Genomic DNA, 18,994 nt, shown 5'->3' on the forward strand with positions numbered 1-18,994 from the left:
ACTCAACCGGGATGACGCTGCCAGGCCGTGTGGGTCAATTCGAAGATCAACGCCCGCTGTGCCTGCTCGCGCGCCTGGGCGACCTGATCGATGGCCGCAAGGTACTCACCGTCCGTAAGGTCGTCAGTGGCCTCGAGCAACGCCTCCAGGCGCTGATGGAAGGGTCGATCGAGCGCCTCGAACTGCGCGCCGTAGGTGCCCCGCAGGTGCGCCTGCCAGAACTCGCGCTGGGTGAGAGACTCGACCAGGCGCGGCCCTCGTTCGGCCACCAGCACCTGGGCGCGGACCTGGCTGAGTTGCTGTGTCGTCACCCCGGCGCTGCTGGCGTAGCGCATGCCCTCCGGTTGCGCGGGCAGGCTCAACGGCTCTGCCAGCCCGACGCGGTAGGCCATGCGCACCTCGACGTCGTCGACGAATTCACCACTGTCCCAGCGGTCTTCGATGGCCAGCGTCGCCAGACGCTCCACCTCGTCCAGGCGAAACAGGTCGCGCCCCAGGCGCAGCAGGTCCCGCTCAGCCCCCACGCCGGTCACGCCATGGGTGCGCTGGTGCACCAGCGCCAGCACTTCCAGGTGGCTGAAGTTGAGCGCCACGCTGTCACTGCAGCTGCGTGGCCGAGCCGCCAGCTCGAACATTGCCTGACGCAACTGGCTGTCCTGCTCGCAGGCCTCGACCACGCGCCAGACTCGCTGGCGCAACGCCGCCCGCTGGCTGCGAAAATCGGCCGTGCCACGCAAGTCGCCGAGCAACCTCAGCAAACCGGAACTGCCGCTCTGCTGCGCCACGTTGTCCCATTGCCCCTGGCGTATTGCGCGCTGCGAATGATCAAGCCCCTCCAGCCAGGCATCGCGAGCGCCCTCTTCGGGCTGGAAGTGGCGCAGCAGTTGACGCAGAGGCCCTTGCCCGCCTTGCAGGAAGCTTTCCAGCCGGGCAAGGCTGGAGGCCGAAAGCGGATTGTCGTGCAATGCGATGTGCTCCAGCCGCCGGCGTGGCAGCTCGAACAATGCGCTGTCCAGATCGACGATCAGGTTGTCGCGCAGGTCCGCATACTCAAGCCCCCCCAGCCGCGCCAAGCTCTGTGGCACCTGGGTGAGCCCGGTCGCGCGCAGATGGACCTGGCGCAGGCGGGTCAATGGCGCAAGCGTCGGCATCTGCTCGACAGGGTTGCGATTGACGTTGAACACTTCGAGCAGGTTCAGCCGGCCGATCGCAAGATCGGCCTGGTCACTCCAACGGATCTGGTTGCCAGACACATCGAGTTCGGCCAGATGGTTCAGCTCGCCAATGGCATCTGGCAGCCTGGCCAGACGGTTGTCGCTGAGGTCGAGCCGACGCAGAGCAGGAAAACGCCGCAGCCAGTCGCCTGCCACTTCACCGAGTTCGAGGTGGTGCAACGCCAGATGATGGACATGGGCGAAATCGAGCCCTTCAGGCAAGGCCGGCAGCACCTGAAGCGACTCCCCTTCCAGCACCAGGCGGTAGCTGCCTTGCACCACCGGCATTTGCCGGCGCCAACAGCGCAACAGCCGGGCGGCGATTCGATGGCGGGCCTGCGCCTGTTGCGCGTCAGCCGCCGAGCGCTGCCAGTCTGTCAACGCCGACTGCAGACGCTGCAACTGTTGATGCAACGCGCTCATGTGGCCCCACAGGTTGTCACCGGCGAGCAGCCGTTCGTTGATGTAGGCCTGCAACTGCGCGTCATCGAGCGTCGGAAACACTTGGCGAATGCCCTGTTCCAGCGCTTGGCGGGAGGAGGAACCGCGACCGCTCAAGGGGTAGCCCAGACGCCCATCGCCCCAGCGCACCGGCGGTCGCACACCGGTGCCCAGCGCTGCCTGACCGATCCAGCCAGCGGCCCGATCGCGGTGGATCGAGGCCTGTTGGAGCAGGTAGTGACCCAGCGCTTGCGCGCTGGCGGCATGCTCGCCAAGCAGGGTGCGCTGTGTCGTTTGCAGATGCCTCGACAATGCCTGCAGCAGGCTGTCGCCGGGCGAGGCCTCGGCAAGCCCCTGGCCTGTCGCCCCGGCGGCCAGGTACCCCTGCGCTCGCTTGAGGATCAAGCGTATCTGCCCGGACGTTGCGCCACAGTGAGCCAGTAACGCGCCGCCCGGCAAACCGTCACGAATTTCCACTCGTACATCTGGCGCCCAGGGCGCCAGGTGGTCGAGCAGCGCCAAGGTCAATCGTTCGCTGTCCTGGTTGAGCGAGCGACCGTGCAACATGCCCTCGCAGGCCTGGTCCAGGCGACTGTCACGCAGTTGCCAGCGCGCCTGTTCGGCCAAGGCGAGTGGCACCTTGCGCTCAGTGCGCAGAGTACGCAGCTCGGCACCCGTGGCCCCTCGAAGCAGGGCCTGGGCAGCACGTCGAGTCAGGCCGGGGAAGTCACGTCGCAACACCGATTCGCCTGCCAGCGCAGACAAATCAGACGCCAGCCCGTTCTGTAGCGCTTGCGCGCTCAATGCTGGCCAGCGGGCACGCTGGCGCAAGCGCTCCAGGCTGTCGAGCAGGCGCGCAGGGGGTTCGGCCTGCTCAAGCAGCAAGCGCCGCAGTCGGGCGACGTCGAAGCCTGTGACCTGCAACAGCACCTGTGCCTCGGCGTCAGTGATCTCGATCAGTTCGCCCCCCAGACGCCTGAACAACTCGACCGGCGTGTCCCAGCTTTGCGGAACCTCGAGGGCATGCCACCACACCTCCATGCCATTGCTTTCGAGTGACGGCGCGTGGGCCCCGGCGCGATGCGGATGACTGATCCGCCAAGGCTCGCCAGGCCTTGTGCGCACGACCGCGTAGCGCCCCTGATGCAAGGTCAGTGAACGCCGGTCCCCCTCACCCACCAGACGCCTGGGCACATGGCCTGCATCGGGCAGTCGATAGTCGTTCAAGGTGCCGTCACAAAGCTTCACCCGCCCGTGTTCAATCACCACCGGGCACAGGCCGTCGACGAAGGTACTGCGCACCAGCAGCGAGCTCAGCAGTTGTTCGGAGCCGGTACTCAATGCGCCCAGGGCCAAGCCCTCGGCGATGCCGAACAGGTGGCCCAGTGCCGCTTCGCGGTCGCCCAGTTGCCAGGCCTCATACCCTTCGTAGGCTTCATGGACCACCTGCAACGCGGCGATGCCCAGCAACACCTCGCCCAGCCCCGGCACGAACAATGCCGCCAGCCCCAGCAGGTCGAGGCCGGCCCCCAGGTAGCCCTGCAAGCGCCGATCGCGGGCCTGGCGATCCTCGTCATCGGTGGGCACGGCCAGCACGCGGGCATCGTCCAGCAGCTTCTGCACCTGTACTTGGCGCAGGTAGCTGAACAGCGTGCCTTGCACCTCACGTGCCCGCCCATCCAGGCGCAGCACAGGCGCGTCGCGATCAGCCTGCCGGCGTGCATTCAGGCTCAGCTCGAACGCCAGGCGCTCGGGCTCATCGATGAAGCGCCGGATGAAACGTGCATAGTCGGCGTCGCGCAAGCGCTGGCCGAGGATCTGGTAGAGCGACGCCCAGGTATCGGCACTCACTACCGCGCCTTTGGGGTCATCCGGCAGCCAGGCGATGACACCCAGGGTATCGACACCGCGACGCACCTCGTATGCCGCCACGCCGTGAAGCGGGTGCCCCAGCAGGTGCAAATGGCGCAGCCCCAGCACCTCGGCGGTGGTCGCCACGACCGGCTGCGCCGAAAACAACGGCAGCCAGCGCAGGTAAGCGGTGTCGTCGATGTCCCCCTTCAGATGGGCCAGGCGCACCGCCACCTCAAGGCCGGCACGCAGTTGCTCTTCCATCAGCCGATTGAACACGATGCGTGCGTAGCCACCCGCCTCGCCCGGCGCATCGACGGGGCGCAGGCGTTGCTGGAGATAGGCCTGGTAGCGGCCGCCCAGGTCCAGCCGGCGGCACAGCGCGGCGAAGTCGGCAGGCGCCACGTCCAGCACCGCGCCCGCACCATCGAGCAGGCATGATGCTGGGTCGAACCCGCTGGCCTGGGCTTCGCTCGGCGAGAAGTTGTGCAAGGCCGCAGCCAGCAGGCTGTGGGTCTGCCGGTGGGTAGTGATCGGCAAGGGCAGACTGGCAGGCACCACCGGCTGTACTTCGGTCCAGACCCGCAGCAAGCGACAGGCCCGCACGTCCAGGGAAAGGCCGTTGGCCTCGCGCAAGGCTTCGACCAGCAGCGGTTCGGCGAACGCATCGATTGCAAGCAGCGCCCCCAGATGCTGGTCAAGCGCATGTTGCGCCCGCTGTTGAGCCACCAGGCTCTGCTGCAGTGCCCGCCGATGGGTGGTGGAGGCACTGATCAACCACGCCGGCAGTGTCTGTGCCAGCAGTGCGTCGTTCGAAACGGGTGACAGGATTGAATGCGACATGATGTCCTCTGCATGACTGCAAAAGGCAACAGGACATCACCCCGCCCTCGATCCCGTGCGCTACATACTGCTGGCAACCGCCGCGTCGGTCAGTTGGCGAAGCAACACCGTCTGGGCGGCCTCATGCTCGCGCACGACCGGCTCGATCGCCTCCAGGTAAGCCTGCTCCGGCCCGTTTGCGGCCTCGTGCCAAAGCTGTTCCAGGCGCGCGTGGAACGGCGCGCTGACCTCGTCGAAACGCTCGGCGTACTGCGCGCGCAAGTGTGCTGTCCAGAATTCCCTGCCCAGCAACGACTCGCTCAGTGCCTGCGGCGTTTGCGCAGCCAGCACCGCGTGCAACGCCTGGTCGATCTGTGCAGCGCTGACTCCGCTGCTCTGCTCGTAAAGCATGGCCTGCGGCTGATCGGGCAAGCCGAGCCGTTGTGCAAGACGGGTCCGATAGGCCAGGAACACCTCGACGTCATCCGGTGCCTCGTGCCTGGCAGCGCCCGGCAGGCTGCGCCAGGCACGCTCGGCGTCCTGATAATGCGTGCTGGCGATACGTTGCACCTGATCGAGACGGAACAAGGCCCTGCCCTCCTGCAACAGCTCCCGCTCGGCAGTTGCCCGGTCACGACCGGCCGTGCGCACCGTGATGCGTACGCGCACTTCCAGGGCCGCGAGGATCAGCAACACCTGATCGGCACAGCTGCGTGGGCCAGCGGCCTGATGAAAGACCGCCTGGCGGATCTGCCCGTTCTGCTCGCAACGCCTGACGATCTGCCAGACCCGCGCCCTCAATGACGTGGGCCTGCGGCGAAACTCCAGCGAATGAGCAAGGTCCGCCAGCAGACGAAAGAAGTCATCCGAGCCAGGCGCCACACGCAAACGCTCCCAGCGGCCCAGGCTCGCCGCCCGCTCGGCCCCGGAAAGCTCGCCCAGCCAGCGGTCGCGCACCGCAGAGTCGGCTTCGGCATGCAGCCGTTGCTCTGACTCAGGTGCCTGCAAGGCCTCGGACAGGCGCCGGGCGCTACCCGGCTGCAACGGATTGTCATGCAGGGCAAGACGCTGCAGACGTTGACGCGGCAAGCTAAGCAACTCGTCATTCAGGCTCTGGATGCGGTTGCCACGGTAATCGGCGCCTTCCAGCAACGCAGGACGACCTGCCGGGCCGGGCATCGCCGGCAACGCGCAACCGCGCAGCGAGTACTCCCGCAGCCTGTGCAAGCCACCCAACGCGGGCTGGAGCCCCAGGGGATTGAGGCTCAAGTCCAGACGACGCAGGCTGGCCAGCCCCTCGAGGCGCCGATTGCCCGCCTGATCCAGGACGATGCGGTTGTCACCCAGGCGCAGATCCTCCAACTGCTGCAGCTCGCCAAGCCCCTCGGGGAATGTCGTCAGCGAGTTGTGCCGCAGGTTCAGCAGGCGCAGGTTGGGAAAATGCCCGAGAAAGCCTGCCGGCAAGGCGTCCAGCGCCATGTGTCGCAGGGTCAGCTCGGTGATGTGCTCGAAGGTCACGCCCTCTGGCAACACCGGCAGGCCGCCAATCACCTCGCCGTCCAGCGACAAGCGATGCCCGGCTTGCGCGGCTGTCGACGACTTGCGCCGCCAGCAGCGGCGGATGATCTCGCCGACGCGGCGCCGGCGCAGCATGCGCGCAGCGCCCACAGGCTCGCGGCTCCAGCCGTCGAGCGCGGCCCTGAGGGCATCGAGTTGCCGCCGCAGTTCGGCCACCTGCTGCCACAGGTCGACACCCCGCTGGCGCAGACTGGCCCGATACGCTTGCAGCTCGGCATCGTCCAGTGTCGGGAATACCTGTCGCACACCGCGCATCCAGGCTTGCCGGGCGCTTTCGCCGCGACCGCTCAGCAGGTAGCCAAGGCGCCCGTCGCCAAGCCTCATGGGCGGGCGCAGGCCGGCCCCGACCGACGCCAGGCCGATACCCCGGGCCGCCAGCCCGCGATGCTTGGCGGCGTGCCGCGCCAGCGCATCGAGCACCTCCCCGGGGCTGCACAGTTGCCCCCGCTGGTCGCTGTCGAGCCAGTGCCAGAGGGCCTGGCCAAGATCGTCGGTTTCTTGCGACGCCGGCAGCGGCGCGGCGTCCTGATCAAAGCAGCGATAGCCGCGCTCACCCCGCACGATCAACTGGAGTTGCCCAGCCTCGGGGGCTCCCGCATGGGCCAGCAGGTTTCCACTGACGCTCGCATCGCGTATTTCGATGCGCACTGACGGGTCCACAGGTGCCAGGTCCTCGAGCATCGTCAAGGCCAGCCGCTCAGCATCCGCACCTGGCACCCCGGCCCGCAACGCCGCGCAGGCTCGGTTCAGTCGCCCGTCGCGCAGCAGCCAGCGCGCCTGCTCGGCAAGCGCCAGAGGAACCCGCCGTGTTTCGAGCAGGCTCGCCAGCTGCGCGCCAGAAGCATTGCGCACAACCTCCGCCGCCGCCCGCTGTGTCAGGCCGGGGAAGTCGCGCAGCAGTAGCTGTTCGATGGCGTCCGGCTCGGCTTCATGCGCCCGCAGTTGCAGCTCGAACGCCTCGCCTTGCAGCGCCGGGAAACGCTGCTGCAAACGCAGGCGGGCCAAGGCATCGAGCAGCAGCGACGGCGCTGCAGAGCCTTCCAGGGCCAGCCGACGCAGTTGATCGGTGCGCAGCCCCGTGTCCTGCAACACGGCATCCGCTTGCGCATCAGCCAGCGAACCCAGCTCGGCGCCCAGGCTACGCAGCAGTGGCCCCGGCGCCGGCCCATGGCGTGCGGCTTCGAGTTCATGCTGCAAGCTCGACAACCTCAACCCCTGCGAGGGCGTCAGTACCGGCGACAGGCCATCGACGAACGGGCGACGCGGCAGGAGCTTGCCGAGCACGTGACCGACGGCCCCCACGGCGAGGCCGCCCGCGATCAGCCCTGCGACATCGAACAGATGCTCCAGTGCGCCAGCACGGTCGCCCACTTGCCAGTTTTCATAGCCTTGGTAGATATCCTGGGTGAGCTGCACGGCGGTCACCCCCAGCATCACGACACCCAGCGCTGGCACGAACAGGCTGGCCACCCCCAGCAGGTCCAGGCCCGCTTCGGCGTACTCGCGTATCCGGCGATCACGCGCGGCGCGGTCTACATCGCCTGTAGGAACCGCCAGTAGCCGAGCATCATCGAGCAACTTGCCAAGCTGGCCTGCCGCCAGATACTCGAACAGATCCCCTTCGCTCGCGGTGTGGCGCCCGTCCAGCTCGGCAGGCGTGAGCGGGCCGGCGGTGGCCAGGGCCGCGAGCAACGCACGGTCGAAGGCAACCCGGTCACGTTCGGCGATGAAACGATTGAAGAACGAGCGGTAAGCGGGATTGGCCAGGCGTCCCGCCAAGGCGGTATACAGCGCGGTCCACGAGGGGTGCCAGGTGCACGGGCTCAGCGGATCATCGGCGATCCAGCTGAGGACACCCTCGAACACGCCTGCCCGGCGCACCTCAACGATGGCCAAGCCAATGACACGCTTGCCCAGCAGGTGAAGCTCGTGCAGTTCAAGCTGAGATTCGCCTGGCTCGTGCACTGACGCCCAGTGCGCCAGGGCGGTGTCGCCCAGCCGTCCACGCAGGTGCTCAAGGCACACAGCGGCCTGCAGATTGGCCTTGAGCACCTCGGCGAACAGCGCTTGGGCCGATATACCGGCCTGATCATCTGCCAAGCCGGCACGCAGATGGGCCTGATACTGCGCGCCAGGATCGAGCTCGCGGCAAACCCGTGCGAATTCGGCGGGGCTCAGTGCCAATGGCGAGCCTGTGGCATCGAGCACATCACTGTGCGAGGAGAACTGCTCGTCCGCTGCAAAGTTGTGCAGCGCCGCACTCAAGAGGGGCTGGCGCGACTCCAGGCGGTGATAGCGCAAGGGCTTACGGCCCGGTATCGGATGCGGCTCAGGCAACAGCGCCACACGCCGCAACTGGCTGCGGCGCACATCCAGGCGCTTGCCGACCAGCTGATGCAGGCGGTCGGTCAGCAACCGCTCGGCAAAAGCCTCAAGCGGCTCGATAGCCTGCAAGCGCCGACGCAAGCGGGCCTGGGCCTGTTCCTGGGCCAGCAAGGCGGCCCGCAGGCGTGCCTGCTGCTCAGCCGTGGCGCCGGTCAACCAGGCGGGTAGTTGCCGGGCGATCAGCGTATCGATGGAGTCGTCTGGGAAATCGGTCATGGGGCACCTGTGGTGGGAAGAACAGGTGCCAGCCAATCAGCCAGGCGGCGTACGGTGGCGGTAATGCTGCATGGCGCCACGCCGTGCATGAGCCTGGCCAGCCATCCGCTGTTTGCAACATTCCGATGCAATTGCCTGACGCAGAGCGTCACCGGCATCGCTAAAATGCGCGCCTGGCGTGTGCTGCGTGCGCCCGGGAGCCTTCCCGAATACGGAGAACATTCATTTGTTTTCCGTGAGATTCGTCCATGTTGCACGCATGCCAGCATTCCCTATGGCCTGTCCCGTTCCGTGCCTGCACGGCATGGGGTTTCGCGCCGTTTTACCCATCCTTCTTCTCGTCCATCGCCGCAGTGGCCCGTAGTCTTCGGAGCCAGCACCTCGCCGTGCCCGTCGTTCGCCGCGCCCCTGCCCTGGCGAGGGCGACGCCATGAACGAGGAACCGCGCATGAATGCACCTCTCACCGCCCTCCAGCAGCGCTCCGTGCTGCGCCGCCTACTGACCAGCGAAGCGGCCGGCGGCGTCCTGCTGATGATCACCGCCGCCCTCGCGATCATTCTGGCCAACAGCCCCGGCGTCGATGCCTACCAGCACCTGCTGCACTGGCAGGTAGGCCCCACCCTGACCGACAAGCTCGGCCCGATGACCGTCCACCACTGGGTCAATGACGGCCTGATGGCTGTGTTCTTCCTGCTGGTGGGCCTGGAAATCAAGCGCGAACTGGTCGACGGTCGCCTGGCCAGCTGGGAGCAACGCCGCCTGCCGGCCTTGCCGGCGCTGATGGGTATGGCGGCGCCGGCACTTATCTACCTGGCGGTGTCGAACGGCCAGCCAGGGCTGGCCAGCGGCTGGGCGATCCCCGCCGCCACCGACATCGCCTTCGCCGTCGGCGCCCTGGCACTGCTCGGCCGCCATGCGCCGCTTTCGCTGAAAGTGATGCTGGTGTCGGTGGCGATCATCGATGACATGGGCGCAGTGGCGATCATCGCGGTGTTTTACACCTCGTCCATCGACCTGCTGGCGCTGGCCGGCGCCGGCGCTGTGGTGGCCTTGCTGCTGACCTTGAACCGCCTGCGCGTGGTCGCGTTGTGGCCGTACCTGCTGGCCATCGTCGCGCTGTGGTACTTCACCCTGCTGTCAGGGGTGCATGCCACCATCGCCGGTGTGGTCGGTGCGTTGCTGATCCCCTACAACGCTGGCGCAGGCCAACCGCTCGGGGCCAGCCCGTTGCTGCGGCTCGAGCATGCGCTGGCGCCGTGGGTGGCGTTCCTGATCGTGCCGGCGTTCGGCTTTGCCAATGCCGGTGTGTCCTTCGGCAACCTGGGGCTGGCCGAGCTCTTCGCTCCGCTGCCCCTGGCGATTGCCCTGGGCCTGCTGCTGGGCAAACAGCTCGGCGTGTTCGGCGGCGTGCTGCTGGCGGTCAGGACCGGCCTTGCCAGCAAGCCCCAGGGCGCCAGCTGGTTGCAGATCTACGGCGTGGCCATGCTCTGCGGCATCGGTTTCACCATGAGCCTGTTCATCGGTGAACTGGCGTTCCCGGGCCAGCCGGAGACAGTCGACGCGGCGAAGATCGGCATCCTGTTGGGGTCGTTGCTGTCGGCGGTGATCGGCTGCCTGATCCTGCGCTTTGCGCCGAAGCCTGCGTGAGGGGCCGTGCGCCGGGGTACAGCGCCGCGCGCACCTGCCGGCTACGCGTCAGCCGGTCACTACGCGCCGTGCGTCCCGGCGTACCGCCTGCGGCGGCACGCCGAATCCGCGCATGAACACCTCGCGCATGTGCCGGCGGTCCCGGAAGCCGGTTTCCCTGGCCACCACATCCAGGCTGTGCCGGCTCTGCTCGATCATCACCCGCGCGGCTTCCAGGCGCAGGCTTTCCACGGCCTTGGCCGGTGATTGGCCAGTTTCGGCGGTAAACACACGGGTGAATTGCCGGGCGCTCAAGTGCGCGACCTCGGCAAGCTCTTCCACGCTCAGCGGCCGGCTGAGGTGCTTGCGGGCGTAGTCCAGCGCGCTCTGGATGCGGTCCGATTTGGGCGACAGCGACAGCAGCTCGGAATGCTGGGATTGCCCGCCGGAACGGCGCTGGTGCATGACCAGCTTGTGCGCCACCGAGCGGGCCAGCTCGGCCCCCAGGTCCTTCTCGACCATGCCCAACGCCATGTCCAGGGCAGCGGTCATGCCGGCGGAGGTCCAGATCGGGCCATCAACGATGAAAATCCGGTCTTCCTCCACGTCCACCTGCGGGTACAGCTCGCGCAGCTTGGGCGCGTAAGCCCAGTGGGTGGTTGCGCGCCGGCCGTCCAGCACGCCGGCCTGAGCCAGCACGAAGCAGCCGGTGCACAGGCCGGCGGTGCGGCGCGCACCGTCGACGAAGCCACGCACGCTGGCCAGCACCGCATCTTCGGGGGGTGTCAGTGGCGTCAGCGTACCGGTGACCATCCAGGTGTCGGCCAGGCCCGGCGCGCCGAGGGGCAGCGTGTCGATGTACATCCCCAGGGAGGAGCGCACCGTACCGCCATCGATGGAGAAGTTCTGGATCCGGTACACCGTTTCGCCCGCCACGATGTTGGCGAACTCGAACACGGCTTGCGTCGCCAGGGACATGACCTGGAAGCCTTCGGTAATCAGGTAGCCGACCCGGTGCATCGTGAAGCTCCTCTGGTTTATGTCCTTAAACCTTACCCTATGCGTCATTTAAGACACAGACCGCATTCTGCATCATGGCACCACACCCCAGCAACGGAGCATCACCATGACGCAGCAATTCAAAGGCACCGCGCTCATCACAGGCGCTTCCTCCGGCATCGGTTCGATCTACGCAGAGCGCCTGGCCCGCCGCGGCTACGACCTGGTGCTGGTGGCGCGCAACCGCGAGCGGCTGAACGCCCTCGCCGCCCGGCTCACCAGCGAAACCCGGCAGAACGTCGAAGTGTTTCCGGCGGACCTTGCCAACCCCGACGACCTGGCCAGGGTCGAGCGCAAGCTGCGCGAAGATGCCAGCATCAACGTGCTGGTGAACAACGCGGGCATCGGCACCCACACCAGCCTGCTGGAGAGCGACGTCGAGCGCATGGCCGAGATGATCAGCCTCAACGTCACCGCCCTCACCCGCCTCACCTACGCGGCGGTGCCTGGTTTCGCCGCCCGCGAGCAAGGCGCCGTCATCAACATCTCGTCCATCGTCAGCCTGGCGCCAGAGTTGCTCAACGGCGTGTACGGCGGCAGCAAGGCCTATGTCACGGCGTTTACCCAGGCGCTGAACCAGGAACTGGCGGGCAAGGGCGTGCAGGTCCAGGCGGTATTGCCTGGGGCCACCGCGACCGACTTCTGGCAGATCGGCGGCTTGCCGGTGGAGAACCTCGACCCCGACATCGTCATGTCGGCCGAGGACCTGGTGGACGGCGCGCTGCAGGACTTCGACAACGGCGTGCTGATCTCCCTGCCGTCGCTGCACGACCTGCAAGCCTTCAACCAGTACCAGGCCAGCCGCCAGGCCCTGTTCGACAAGCTGTCCAGCAACCGGCTCGCCCCGCGCTACAGTGCCAAGTGATCCCTTCGAAGGAGAGCGCTACATGACTCACCTCATGGCCAGGCCCCTGCCGCTGCTCGCACTGCCCGGCAAGGCGTGGCCATGTGAAGCGCCCGACCGCAACGCTTCAAATCAATTTCACTGCGGGCAACCACGTCTTGCGCCTTTCAGGCTGTTTATCGTCTGAATCGGCGCCCAGCGCCTGCCCCACACTTTCCAACGCCCTAGAGGAAGCGCCAATGAAGGCCGTCGTTTACACCCAACCCGCTTTGCCGATCCAGGATCCGCAATCGCTGTACGACGCGGAACTGCCCAAGCCAAAACCCGGTGCACGGGACCTGCTGGTCGAAGTCCAGGCCATCGCCGTCAACCCGGTCGATACCAAGATCCGCGCCAGCCGCGGGGGTGAACACCCGCAAGTGCTGGGCTGGGATGCCGTTGGTGTCGTCCGTGAGGTCGGCGAACAAGTGACATTGTTCCAGCCGGGTGATGAAGTGTTCTACGCCGGGGCCATCGACCGCCCTGGCAGCTACAGCGAGTTCCACGTTGTCGATGAGCGCATCGTCGGGCACAAGCCCCGCAGCCTCGACAACGCCAGCGCAGCCGCCCTGCCCTTGACCTCGATTACCGCGTGGGAGCTGCTGTTCGACCGCCTGGGCGTCGAGGAAAACGGTGGCAAGGGCCAGTGCCTGCTGGTGGTCGGGGCTGCCGGCGGGGTGGGCTCGATCCTGGTCCAGCTCGCCAGCAAACTCACGCAGTTGACGGTGATCGGCACAGCGTCAAGGCCTGAGACCCAGGCGTGGGTCAAGGACCTGGGCGCCCACCATGTCATCGATCACAGCGCATCGCTCGCGCTTCAGCTGGAGGCGCTCAAGCTGAACCAGATCGACTACGTCATCAGCCTGACCCACACCGACACCTACCTGCCGCAACTGGTGGAAGTGCTTCGCCCACAAGGCAAGCTGGCATTGATCGACGACCCGCTGCAGCTCGATGTGATGGCGCTCAAGCGCAAGTCGCTTTCGCTGCACTGGGAGCTCATGTTCACCCGTTCGCTGTACAAGACCGAGGACATGATCAAGCAGCACCAGTTGCTCGATCGCGTTGCGCAGCTGGTCGATGATGGCGTGCTCAAGACGACCCTGGGCGAGCACTACGGCACGATCAGCGCCGAGCACCTCAAGCGCGCTCACGCCATGATCGAAAGTGGCAAGGCACGCGGGAAGATCGTGCTGGAAGGGTTCTGATCTGCGGACAGTGCTCGATCGCGGACGTGAAAGGTCCGGATTCTGCAGGTTTGCGGTACTTTTGCGCAGGAACGAAAAAAGGGCCTTTCGGCCCTTTCTTCGACGACTTACAGACTTCCGTGGAACCCTGTAGATCTATATTTGGAGCGGGAAACGAGACTCGAACTCGCGACCCCGACCTTGGCAAGGTCGTGCTCTACCAACTGAGCTATTCCCGCGTCGTGATGGGGGCCATTCTAGCGATTTGTAGAACGGCGTCAACCCCTTGATTCAAAAAAGTTTTATTTCTGCTCAGAACCTTCGCGCAGGTGCGGCCAGGCGGCGACCAGGTAGTGCACCATCGACCACAGGGTCAGGCCGGCGGCCACCAGCAGCAGGCCGTAGCCCAGCGCCACCCAGAAGGTCATGGCCGGCGGGTTGCCCAGCAGGATCACCAGCGCCAGCATCTGCGCGGCGGTTTTCCATTTGCCCAGGCTGGACACCGCCACATGCGCCCTCGCCCCCAGCTCGGCCATCCACTCGCGCAGCGCCGAAACCACGATCTCGCGGCCGATGATCACCGCCGCCGGCAGCGTGAGCCAGAAGTTGGCGTGCACCTGCACCAGCAGCACCAGCGCCACGGCAACCATCAGCTTGTCCGCCACCGGGTCGAGGAAGGCGCCGAACGGTGTGCTCTGCTGCAGCCGACGGGCCAGGTAGCCGTCCAGCCAGTCGGTGGCGGCGGCGATGGCGAACACCGTGCTGGCGGCCATGTAGCTCCAGTGATAGGGCACATAGAACAGCAGGATGAAGATCGGAATGAGCAGGACGCGTAGAACGGTGAGCAGGTTTGGAATATTCATCGGTACGACTGGCTGCGAGTTGAGCCCGGCATTCTACTCGCTATGCAGGCTGGCATAAATCGACTCGGCAAGCTTTTTACTGATGCCGGGGGCCTTGGCGATCTCGTCGATACTGGCGCGGTTGAGCTCCTGCAGGCCGCCGAAATGTTTCAGCAGCTCGCGCCGGCGCTTGGGCCCGACCCCGGCCACGTCTTCCAGGCTGGAGGTGCGTCGGGCCTTGCCGCGCCTGGCGCGGTGGCCGGTGATGGCGAAACGGTGGGCTTCGTCGCGGATCTGCTGGATCAGGTGCAGCGCCGGGTTGTCGCCCTTGAGGGTGAACTCGTGGGCCACGTCGTTCAGGTACAGGGTTTCGAAACCGGCCTTGCGGGTCACGCCCTTGGCCACGCCGAGCAGGGTGAGGTCGGCGAAGCCCAGTTCCTGCATCACGTCGCGGGCCATGTTCAACTGGCCCTTGCCGCCGTCCACCAGCAGCACGTCGGGCAGCTTGCCCTCACCGTCCTTGATGCGCCCGTAGCGGCGCAACAGGGCCTGGTGCATGGCGGCGTAGTCGTCGCCGGCGGTGACGCCTTCGATGTTGAAGCGGCGGTAGTCGGACTTGAGCGGGCCTTCGGGGCCGAACACCACGCACGAGGCCACGGTGGCCTCGCCGCTGGAATGGCTGATGTCGTAGCACTCCAGGCGCTGCGGGACTTCATCCAGGTCCAGCACCTGGGCCAAAGCCTCGAAGCGCGCGGCCATGTGCTGGCGGTTGGCCAGGCGGGCATTGAGCGCTTGTTCGGCGTTGGTCACCGCCAACTGCTGCCAGCGCGCGCGGGTGCCGCGCACCCGGTGGCTGATGCTCAGCTCGCGGCCGCGCAGGGTCTGTACGGCCTCACTGATTGCCGCGAAATCCTCGTGCACCACATTGACGATCAGCTCGCCCGGCAGTTCGCGTTCGGCATTGCCCAGGTAGTACTGGGAAAGGAACGCGGCCATGACCTCGGCCACCTCCTCCTCGATGCCCACCTGGGGGAAGAAGTTCTTGCTGCCCAGCACCCGCCCGCCGCGCACGCTGATCAGGTGCACGCAGGCGCCGCCGGGGTTGACGAAGGCCGCCACCACATCCACGTCGCCGGAGCCGCCTTCCATGTACTGCTGGTCCTGGACCCGGCGCAGCAGCGCGATCTGGTCACGCAGCTCGGCGGCCTTTTCGAAGTTCAGGACCATGGCGGCCTTTTCCATCTCGGCATTGAGCTCGTTGCCCAGTTGCTGGCTGCGCCCTTCGAGGAACATCACCGAGTGCCGCACGTCTTCGGCATACTCGGCCGGCTCGACCAGGCCCACGCAAGGCGCCTTGCAGCGTTTGATCTGGTACTGCAGGCAGGGCCGGGTGCGGTTGGCGTAATAGCTGTCCTCGCACTGGCGCACCGAGAAGGCCTTCTGCAACAGGCTCAGGCTTTCGCGAATGGCGCCGGCGCTGGGGTAAGGGCCGAAGTAGCGGCCCTTGGCTTTCTTGGCGCCACGGTGGATGCCCAGGCGCGGGAATTCACCGTCGGAGAGGAATACATAGGGGTAGGACTTATCGTCGCGCAGCAGGATGTTGTAAGGCGGCCGCCACTCCTTGATCAGCGTCTGCTCAAGCAGCAGCGCTTCGGTCTCATTGGCGGTGATGGTGGTCTCGACCTGGGCGATGCGCCCCACCAGTGCGGCAGTCTTGGGCGCCAGGCCGGTCTTGCGGAAATAGCTGGCCAAACGCTTCTTGAGGTTCTTGGCCTTGCCCACGTAGAGCAGCCGCGCCTCGCTGTCGAACATCTGGTACACGCCCGGGCGACCACTGCAGGTCGCCAGGAACGCGCTGGCATCAAAAGGTTGTGACATGGGTGTGTTTAAAGACTTGCGTCGACCATACCGTGGCGAACGGCCAGCAAGGTCAGTTCGACGTCGCTGGTAACCGAGAGTTTTTCGAAGATTCGATAACGGTAAGTATTGACGGTCTTGGGGGACAGACACAACTTGTCAGAGATGATCTGCACTTTCTGGCAACCGACGATCATCAGGGCGATCTGGATTTCCCGCTCTGACAGCGTATCGAACGGCGAGCCCTGGGGCTGGAACGACTTGAGCGCCAGTTGCTGGGCAATCTGCGGGCTGATGTAGCGCTGGCCGGCAAACGCCAGGCGGATGGCCTGGACCATTTCGTCGAGCCCGGCGCCCTTGGTCAGGTAGCCGGCGGCACCCGCCTGCATCAGACGAGTGGGGAACGGGTCTTCCTCGCACACGGTTACCGCCACCACTTTGGTGTCCGGCTGGCTGCGCAACAATTTGCGGGTTGCTTCAAGGCCGCCGATCCCTGGCATTTTCACGTCCATCAGAACCACGTCCGGCTTGAGCTCGCGGGCAAGCTTGAGGGCGGACTCACCCGAGTCCGCCTCCCCCACCACTTGCAGGCCATCGATGTCGGCCAGCATGCGCGTAATGCCGGTACGCACCAGATCGTGATCGTCGACCACCAGGACCCTAATCAAGCAGACACCTCATTAGTGGGGCGATTGGATCCCGCCACCTTAACAAAATTTTTCACAAGCAACCTAGCGCAAACCGTCCTGAAAAAACGCCTGGTATTCCGGACGACGCATCGGCACCCGTTCAACGCCGCCCACCTCGCCCGCCAGGCGGTGCAACAGGTGCCAGACGGCGGCCTGGTCGGCCACGGGCATACGCCGGAAAGCGCCCAGCAGACGGTCTTCGTCAGCGGTCAGGCAGTCCAGCGGTGCGGGGGTGTGCACGCCGGTCAGCACATACAAGGCATCGACACCTTTGGCCGCCACGGCAGCAAGGTAGTCCATGCGCGGGGTGCGCTCGCCACTTTCATATTTGCCCTGGGCATTGGGCTCGACGCCGCCAATGTCACCAAAAACACGCTGGGTAAGCCCCAGGCGCTCGCGCTCTTCTCTGAGCCGCGGGCCGAATCCGTTCATCTACTTGCCTCCTCTGCATCATTCCAGAACAGGTGCATCCAGCACCCGAGTGAATGCGTATGCATTCGCCCGGCACTATGCCAATTGGATCCAATCATGGCAAGCCGTCAGTGCCGGGTATTTTGCGCAGCCCCATTGAAAGTGCCTGCCGACAGCGCTCCGCGCACAATAAAAAGTTCGAAAAAAACATGAGAAAACACAGCGAAAACAGCAAAGGCCAGCCATGAAAACAGCAGAAAACACAGGAAAAACGGCAACCTTGACGCCATTTTATCGACACGAACAAGGCAATCATTTTTTTGACGCCTAACTTACATCAAACTTTAAATCATTGATTTATAACGGTTTTTAAACTTTAACAATGAAGTTTTAAATTATTTAAAAACAACAGAACATCAACGCTTGCCGTGCCAATAAAAATATCCTTAGGATGTAAATAGACCACCAAGAAACAACCTGCTTCGCCTCCTTTGAGCGCAGCATATTTCTGCGCGTCTGCCACGTACGACAACTTAATGAACGGTGTATCTCGGCCGGCCTTGCGCCGTGCCTGGGGAGAGGGATCTATGAACATCAGCATCTTCGGACTGGGTTATGTGGGGGCGGTATGCGCCGGGTGCCTGTCGGCCCGCGGGCATCATGTGCTGGGCGTCGACATCGCCCAGGCAAAGATCGACATGATCAACCAGGGCCGCTCGCCGATCGTCGAGCCGGGCCTGGAACAACTGCTGCTCGACGGCGTGCGCCAAGGCCGCCTGCGGGGCACCACCGACGTGCAGGCGGCGATCCTCGCCAGCGATCTGTCGCTGCTGTGCGTGGGCACCCCGAGCAAAGCCAACGGCGACCTGGACCTCAAGTACATGGCAGCGGTCTGCCAGGAAATCGGCACCGCCCTGCGCGACAAGGGCAGCCGCCATACCGTGGTAGTGCGCAGCACGGTACTGCCCGGCACGCTCAAGCACCTGGTGATCCCGACCCTGGAAAAAGCCTCGGGCAAGCAGGCCGGGGTCGACTTCGGCGTGGCAGTGAACCCTGAGTTCCTGCGCGAGAGCACCGCCATCCAGGACTACGACTTCCCGGCCATGACCGTGATCGGCGAGCTCGATCGCCAGTCGGGCGACCTGCTCGAGTCGCTGTACCAGGGCCTCGACGCCCCGGTGATCCGCAAGTCGATCGAGGTCGCCGAGCTGATCAAGTACACCTGCAACGTCTGGCATGCGACCAAGGTCAGCTTCGCCAACGAGATCGGCAACATCGCCAAGGCCTCGGGCGTCGATGGCCGCGAGGTGATGGACGTGGTCTGCCAGGACTACAAACTCAACCTGTCGCGTTACTACCTGCGCCCAGGCTTCGCCTTCGGCGGCTCGTGCCTGCCCAAGGATGTGCGCGCCCTCACCTACCGCGCCGGCCAGCTGGATGTCGCACACCCGCTGCTGGCCTCGCTCATGGCCAGCAACCGCCAGCAGGTGGAACACGCCTTCAACCTGGTGACACGCCACGGCAAACGCCGGATCGCCCTGCTCGGGCTGGCCTTCAAGGCCGGCAGCGACGACCTGCGCGAAAGCCCGCTGCTGACCCTTGCCGAACAACTGATCGGCAAGGGCTACCAGCTGAGCATCTTCGACGCCAACGTCGACTATGCCCGCAGCTTCGGCGCCAACCGCCAGTACATCGAGCAACAGATCCCGCACGTCAGCAGCCTGCTGCGCAGCGACCTCGACCAGGTGATCGACGAGGCCGAGGTGATCGTGCTGGGCAACAACGACGAGCGCTTCGCCCGGGCCCTGGAAGCGGGCCACGGCAAGCAGGTGGTCGACCTGGTCGGGTTCATGGCCGGCACCAGCAACGCCCGGCACCACGTCATCTGCTGGTAACCCATGCCCCCCCGCCGCCGCTCTTGCCTGTCGTTTG

11 protein-coding genes and 1 tRNA gene are annotated in these 18,994 nt (G+C 65.5%); 4 read left to right on the forward strand and 8 right to left on the reverse strand.

All coding sequences use genetic code 11. The features are described from left to right. Positions 1-2: 2 nt before the first annotated feature. Both ACO6VM_RS07640 and ACO6VM_RS07645 read right to left on the reverse strand, forming a co-directional pair. Positions 3-4,349 carry an NEL-type E3 ubiquitin ligase domain-containing protein gene (locus tag ACO6VM_RS07640; protein WP_422403013.1) on the reverse strand — a complete coding sequence of 1,449 codons (4,347 nt, stop codon included), beginning with the start codon at positions 4,347-4,349 and terminating at the stop codon, positions 3-5. 60 nt (positions 4,350-4,409) lie between these two features. Next, positions 4,410-8,507 (reverse strand): NEL-type E3 ubiquitin ligase domain-containing protein, encoded by a 4,098-nt coding sequence (locus tag ACO6VM_RS07645; RefSeq protein ID WP_422403014.1) that lies wholly within the window; start codon positions 8,505-8,507, stop codon positions 4,410-4,412. Between the two features lie 448 nt (positions 8,508-8,955). On the opposite strand from ACO6VM_RS07645, the gene nhaA reads away from it, so the two are divergent. Further along, entirely contained in the window at positions 8,956-10,155 is a 1,200-nt protein-coding gene (nhaA, locus tag ACO6VM_RS07650; RefSeq protein ID WP_422403015.1) for a Na+/H+ antiporter NhaA, read from the forward strand. Between the two features lie 48 nt (positions 10,156-10,203). On the opposite strand, the gene ACO6VM_RS07655 is transcribed toward nhaA, so the two are convergent. Further along, positions 10,204-11,154 carry a GlxA family transcriptional regulator gene (locus ACO6VM_RS07655; protein WP_125859367.1) on the reverse strand — a complete coding sequence of 317 codons (951 nt, stop codon included), beginning with the start codon at positions 11,152-11,154 and terminating at the stop codon, positions 10,204-10,206. A 106-nt stretch (positions 11,155-11,260) separates the two neighbouring features. Between ACO6VM_RS07655 and ACO6VM_RS07660 the strand changes: the two genes are divergently transcribed. Together ACO6VM_RS07660 and ACO6VM_RS07665 are read left to right on the forward strand one after the other, a co-directional pair. Then, a complete protein-coding gene (locus ACO6VM_RS07660) occupies positions 11,261-12,058 on the forward strand; it encodes an SDR family NAD(P)-dependent oxidoreductase (protein ID WP_401059336.1) in 798 nt (265 codons plus the stop codon). Positions 12,059-12,276: 218 nt separating this feature from the next. Beyond that, positions 12,277-13,284 carry a zinc-binding alcohol dehydrogenase family protein gene (locus tag ACO6VM_RS07665; protein ID WP_401059338.1) on the forward strand — a complete coding sequence of 336 codons (1,008 nt, stop codon included), beginning with the start codon at positions 12,277-12,279 and terminating at the stop codon, positions 13,282-13,284. 142 nt (positions 13,285-13,426) lie between these two features. On the opposite strand, the gene ACO6VM_RS07670 is transcribed toward ACO6VM_RS07665, so the two are convergent. The 5 genes from ACO6VM_RS07670 to ACO6VM_RS07690 all read right to left on the reverse strand — a co-directional run bounded on the left by ACO6VM_RS07670 (position 13,427) and on the right by ACO6VM_RS07690 (position 17,083). After that, positions 13,427-13,502: transfer RNA gene (locus ACO6VM_RS07670), tRNA-Gly, on the reverse strand. Between the two features lie 63 nt (positions 13,503-13,565). Beyond that, a complete protein-coding gene (pgsA, locus tag ACO6VM_RS07675; RefSeq protein WP_401059340.1) occupies positions 13,566-14,126 on the reverse strand; it encodes a CDP-diacylglycerol--glycerol-3-phosphate 3-phosphatidyltransferase in 561 nt (186 codons plus the stop codon). 33 nt (positions 14,127-14,159) lie between these two features. After that, entirely contained in the window at positions 14,160-15,983 is a 1,824-nt protein-coding gene (uvrC, locus tag ACO6VM_RS07680; protein ID WP_125859370.1) for an excinuclease ABC subunit UvrC, read from the reverse strand. A gap of 8 nt (positions 15,984-15,991) precedes the next feature. Next, positions 15,992-16,630, reverse strand: coding sequence for a response regulator transcription factor GacA (gene uvrY / locus ACO6VM_RS07685; protein ID WP_110993916.1), 639 nt, complete (start codon positions 16,628-16,630; stop codon positions 15,992-15,994). A 63-nt stretch (positions 16,631-16,693) separates the two neighbouring features. After that, positions 16,694-17,083, reverse strand: coding sequence for a helix-turn-helix domain-containing protein (locus ACO6VM_RS07690; RefSeq protein ID WP_390969043.1), 390 nt, complete (start codon positions 17,081-17,083; stop codon positions 16,694-16,696). Positions 17,084-17,649: 566 nt separating this feature from the next. Between ACO6VM_RS07690 and ACO6VM_RS07695 the strand changes: the two genes are divergently transcribed. Then, complete coding sequence (locus tag ACO6VM_RS07695) at positions 17,650-18,957, forward strand: nucleotide sugar dehydrogenase (protein WP_422403016.1); 1,308 nt, start codon at positions 17,650-17,652, stop codon at positions 18,955-18,957. Positions 18,958-18,994: the final 37 nt, after the last annotated feature.

Origin of the sequence: Pseudomonas sp. GZD-209, from assembly GCF_049310485.1 — a bacterium.
Taxonomy (GTDB): Bacteria; Pseudomonadota; Gammaproteobacteria; order Pseudomonadales; family Pseudomonadaceae; genus Aquipseudomonas; species Aquipseudomonas sichuanensis.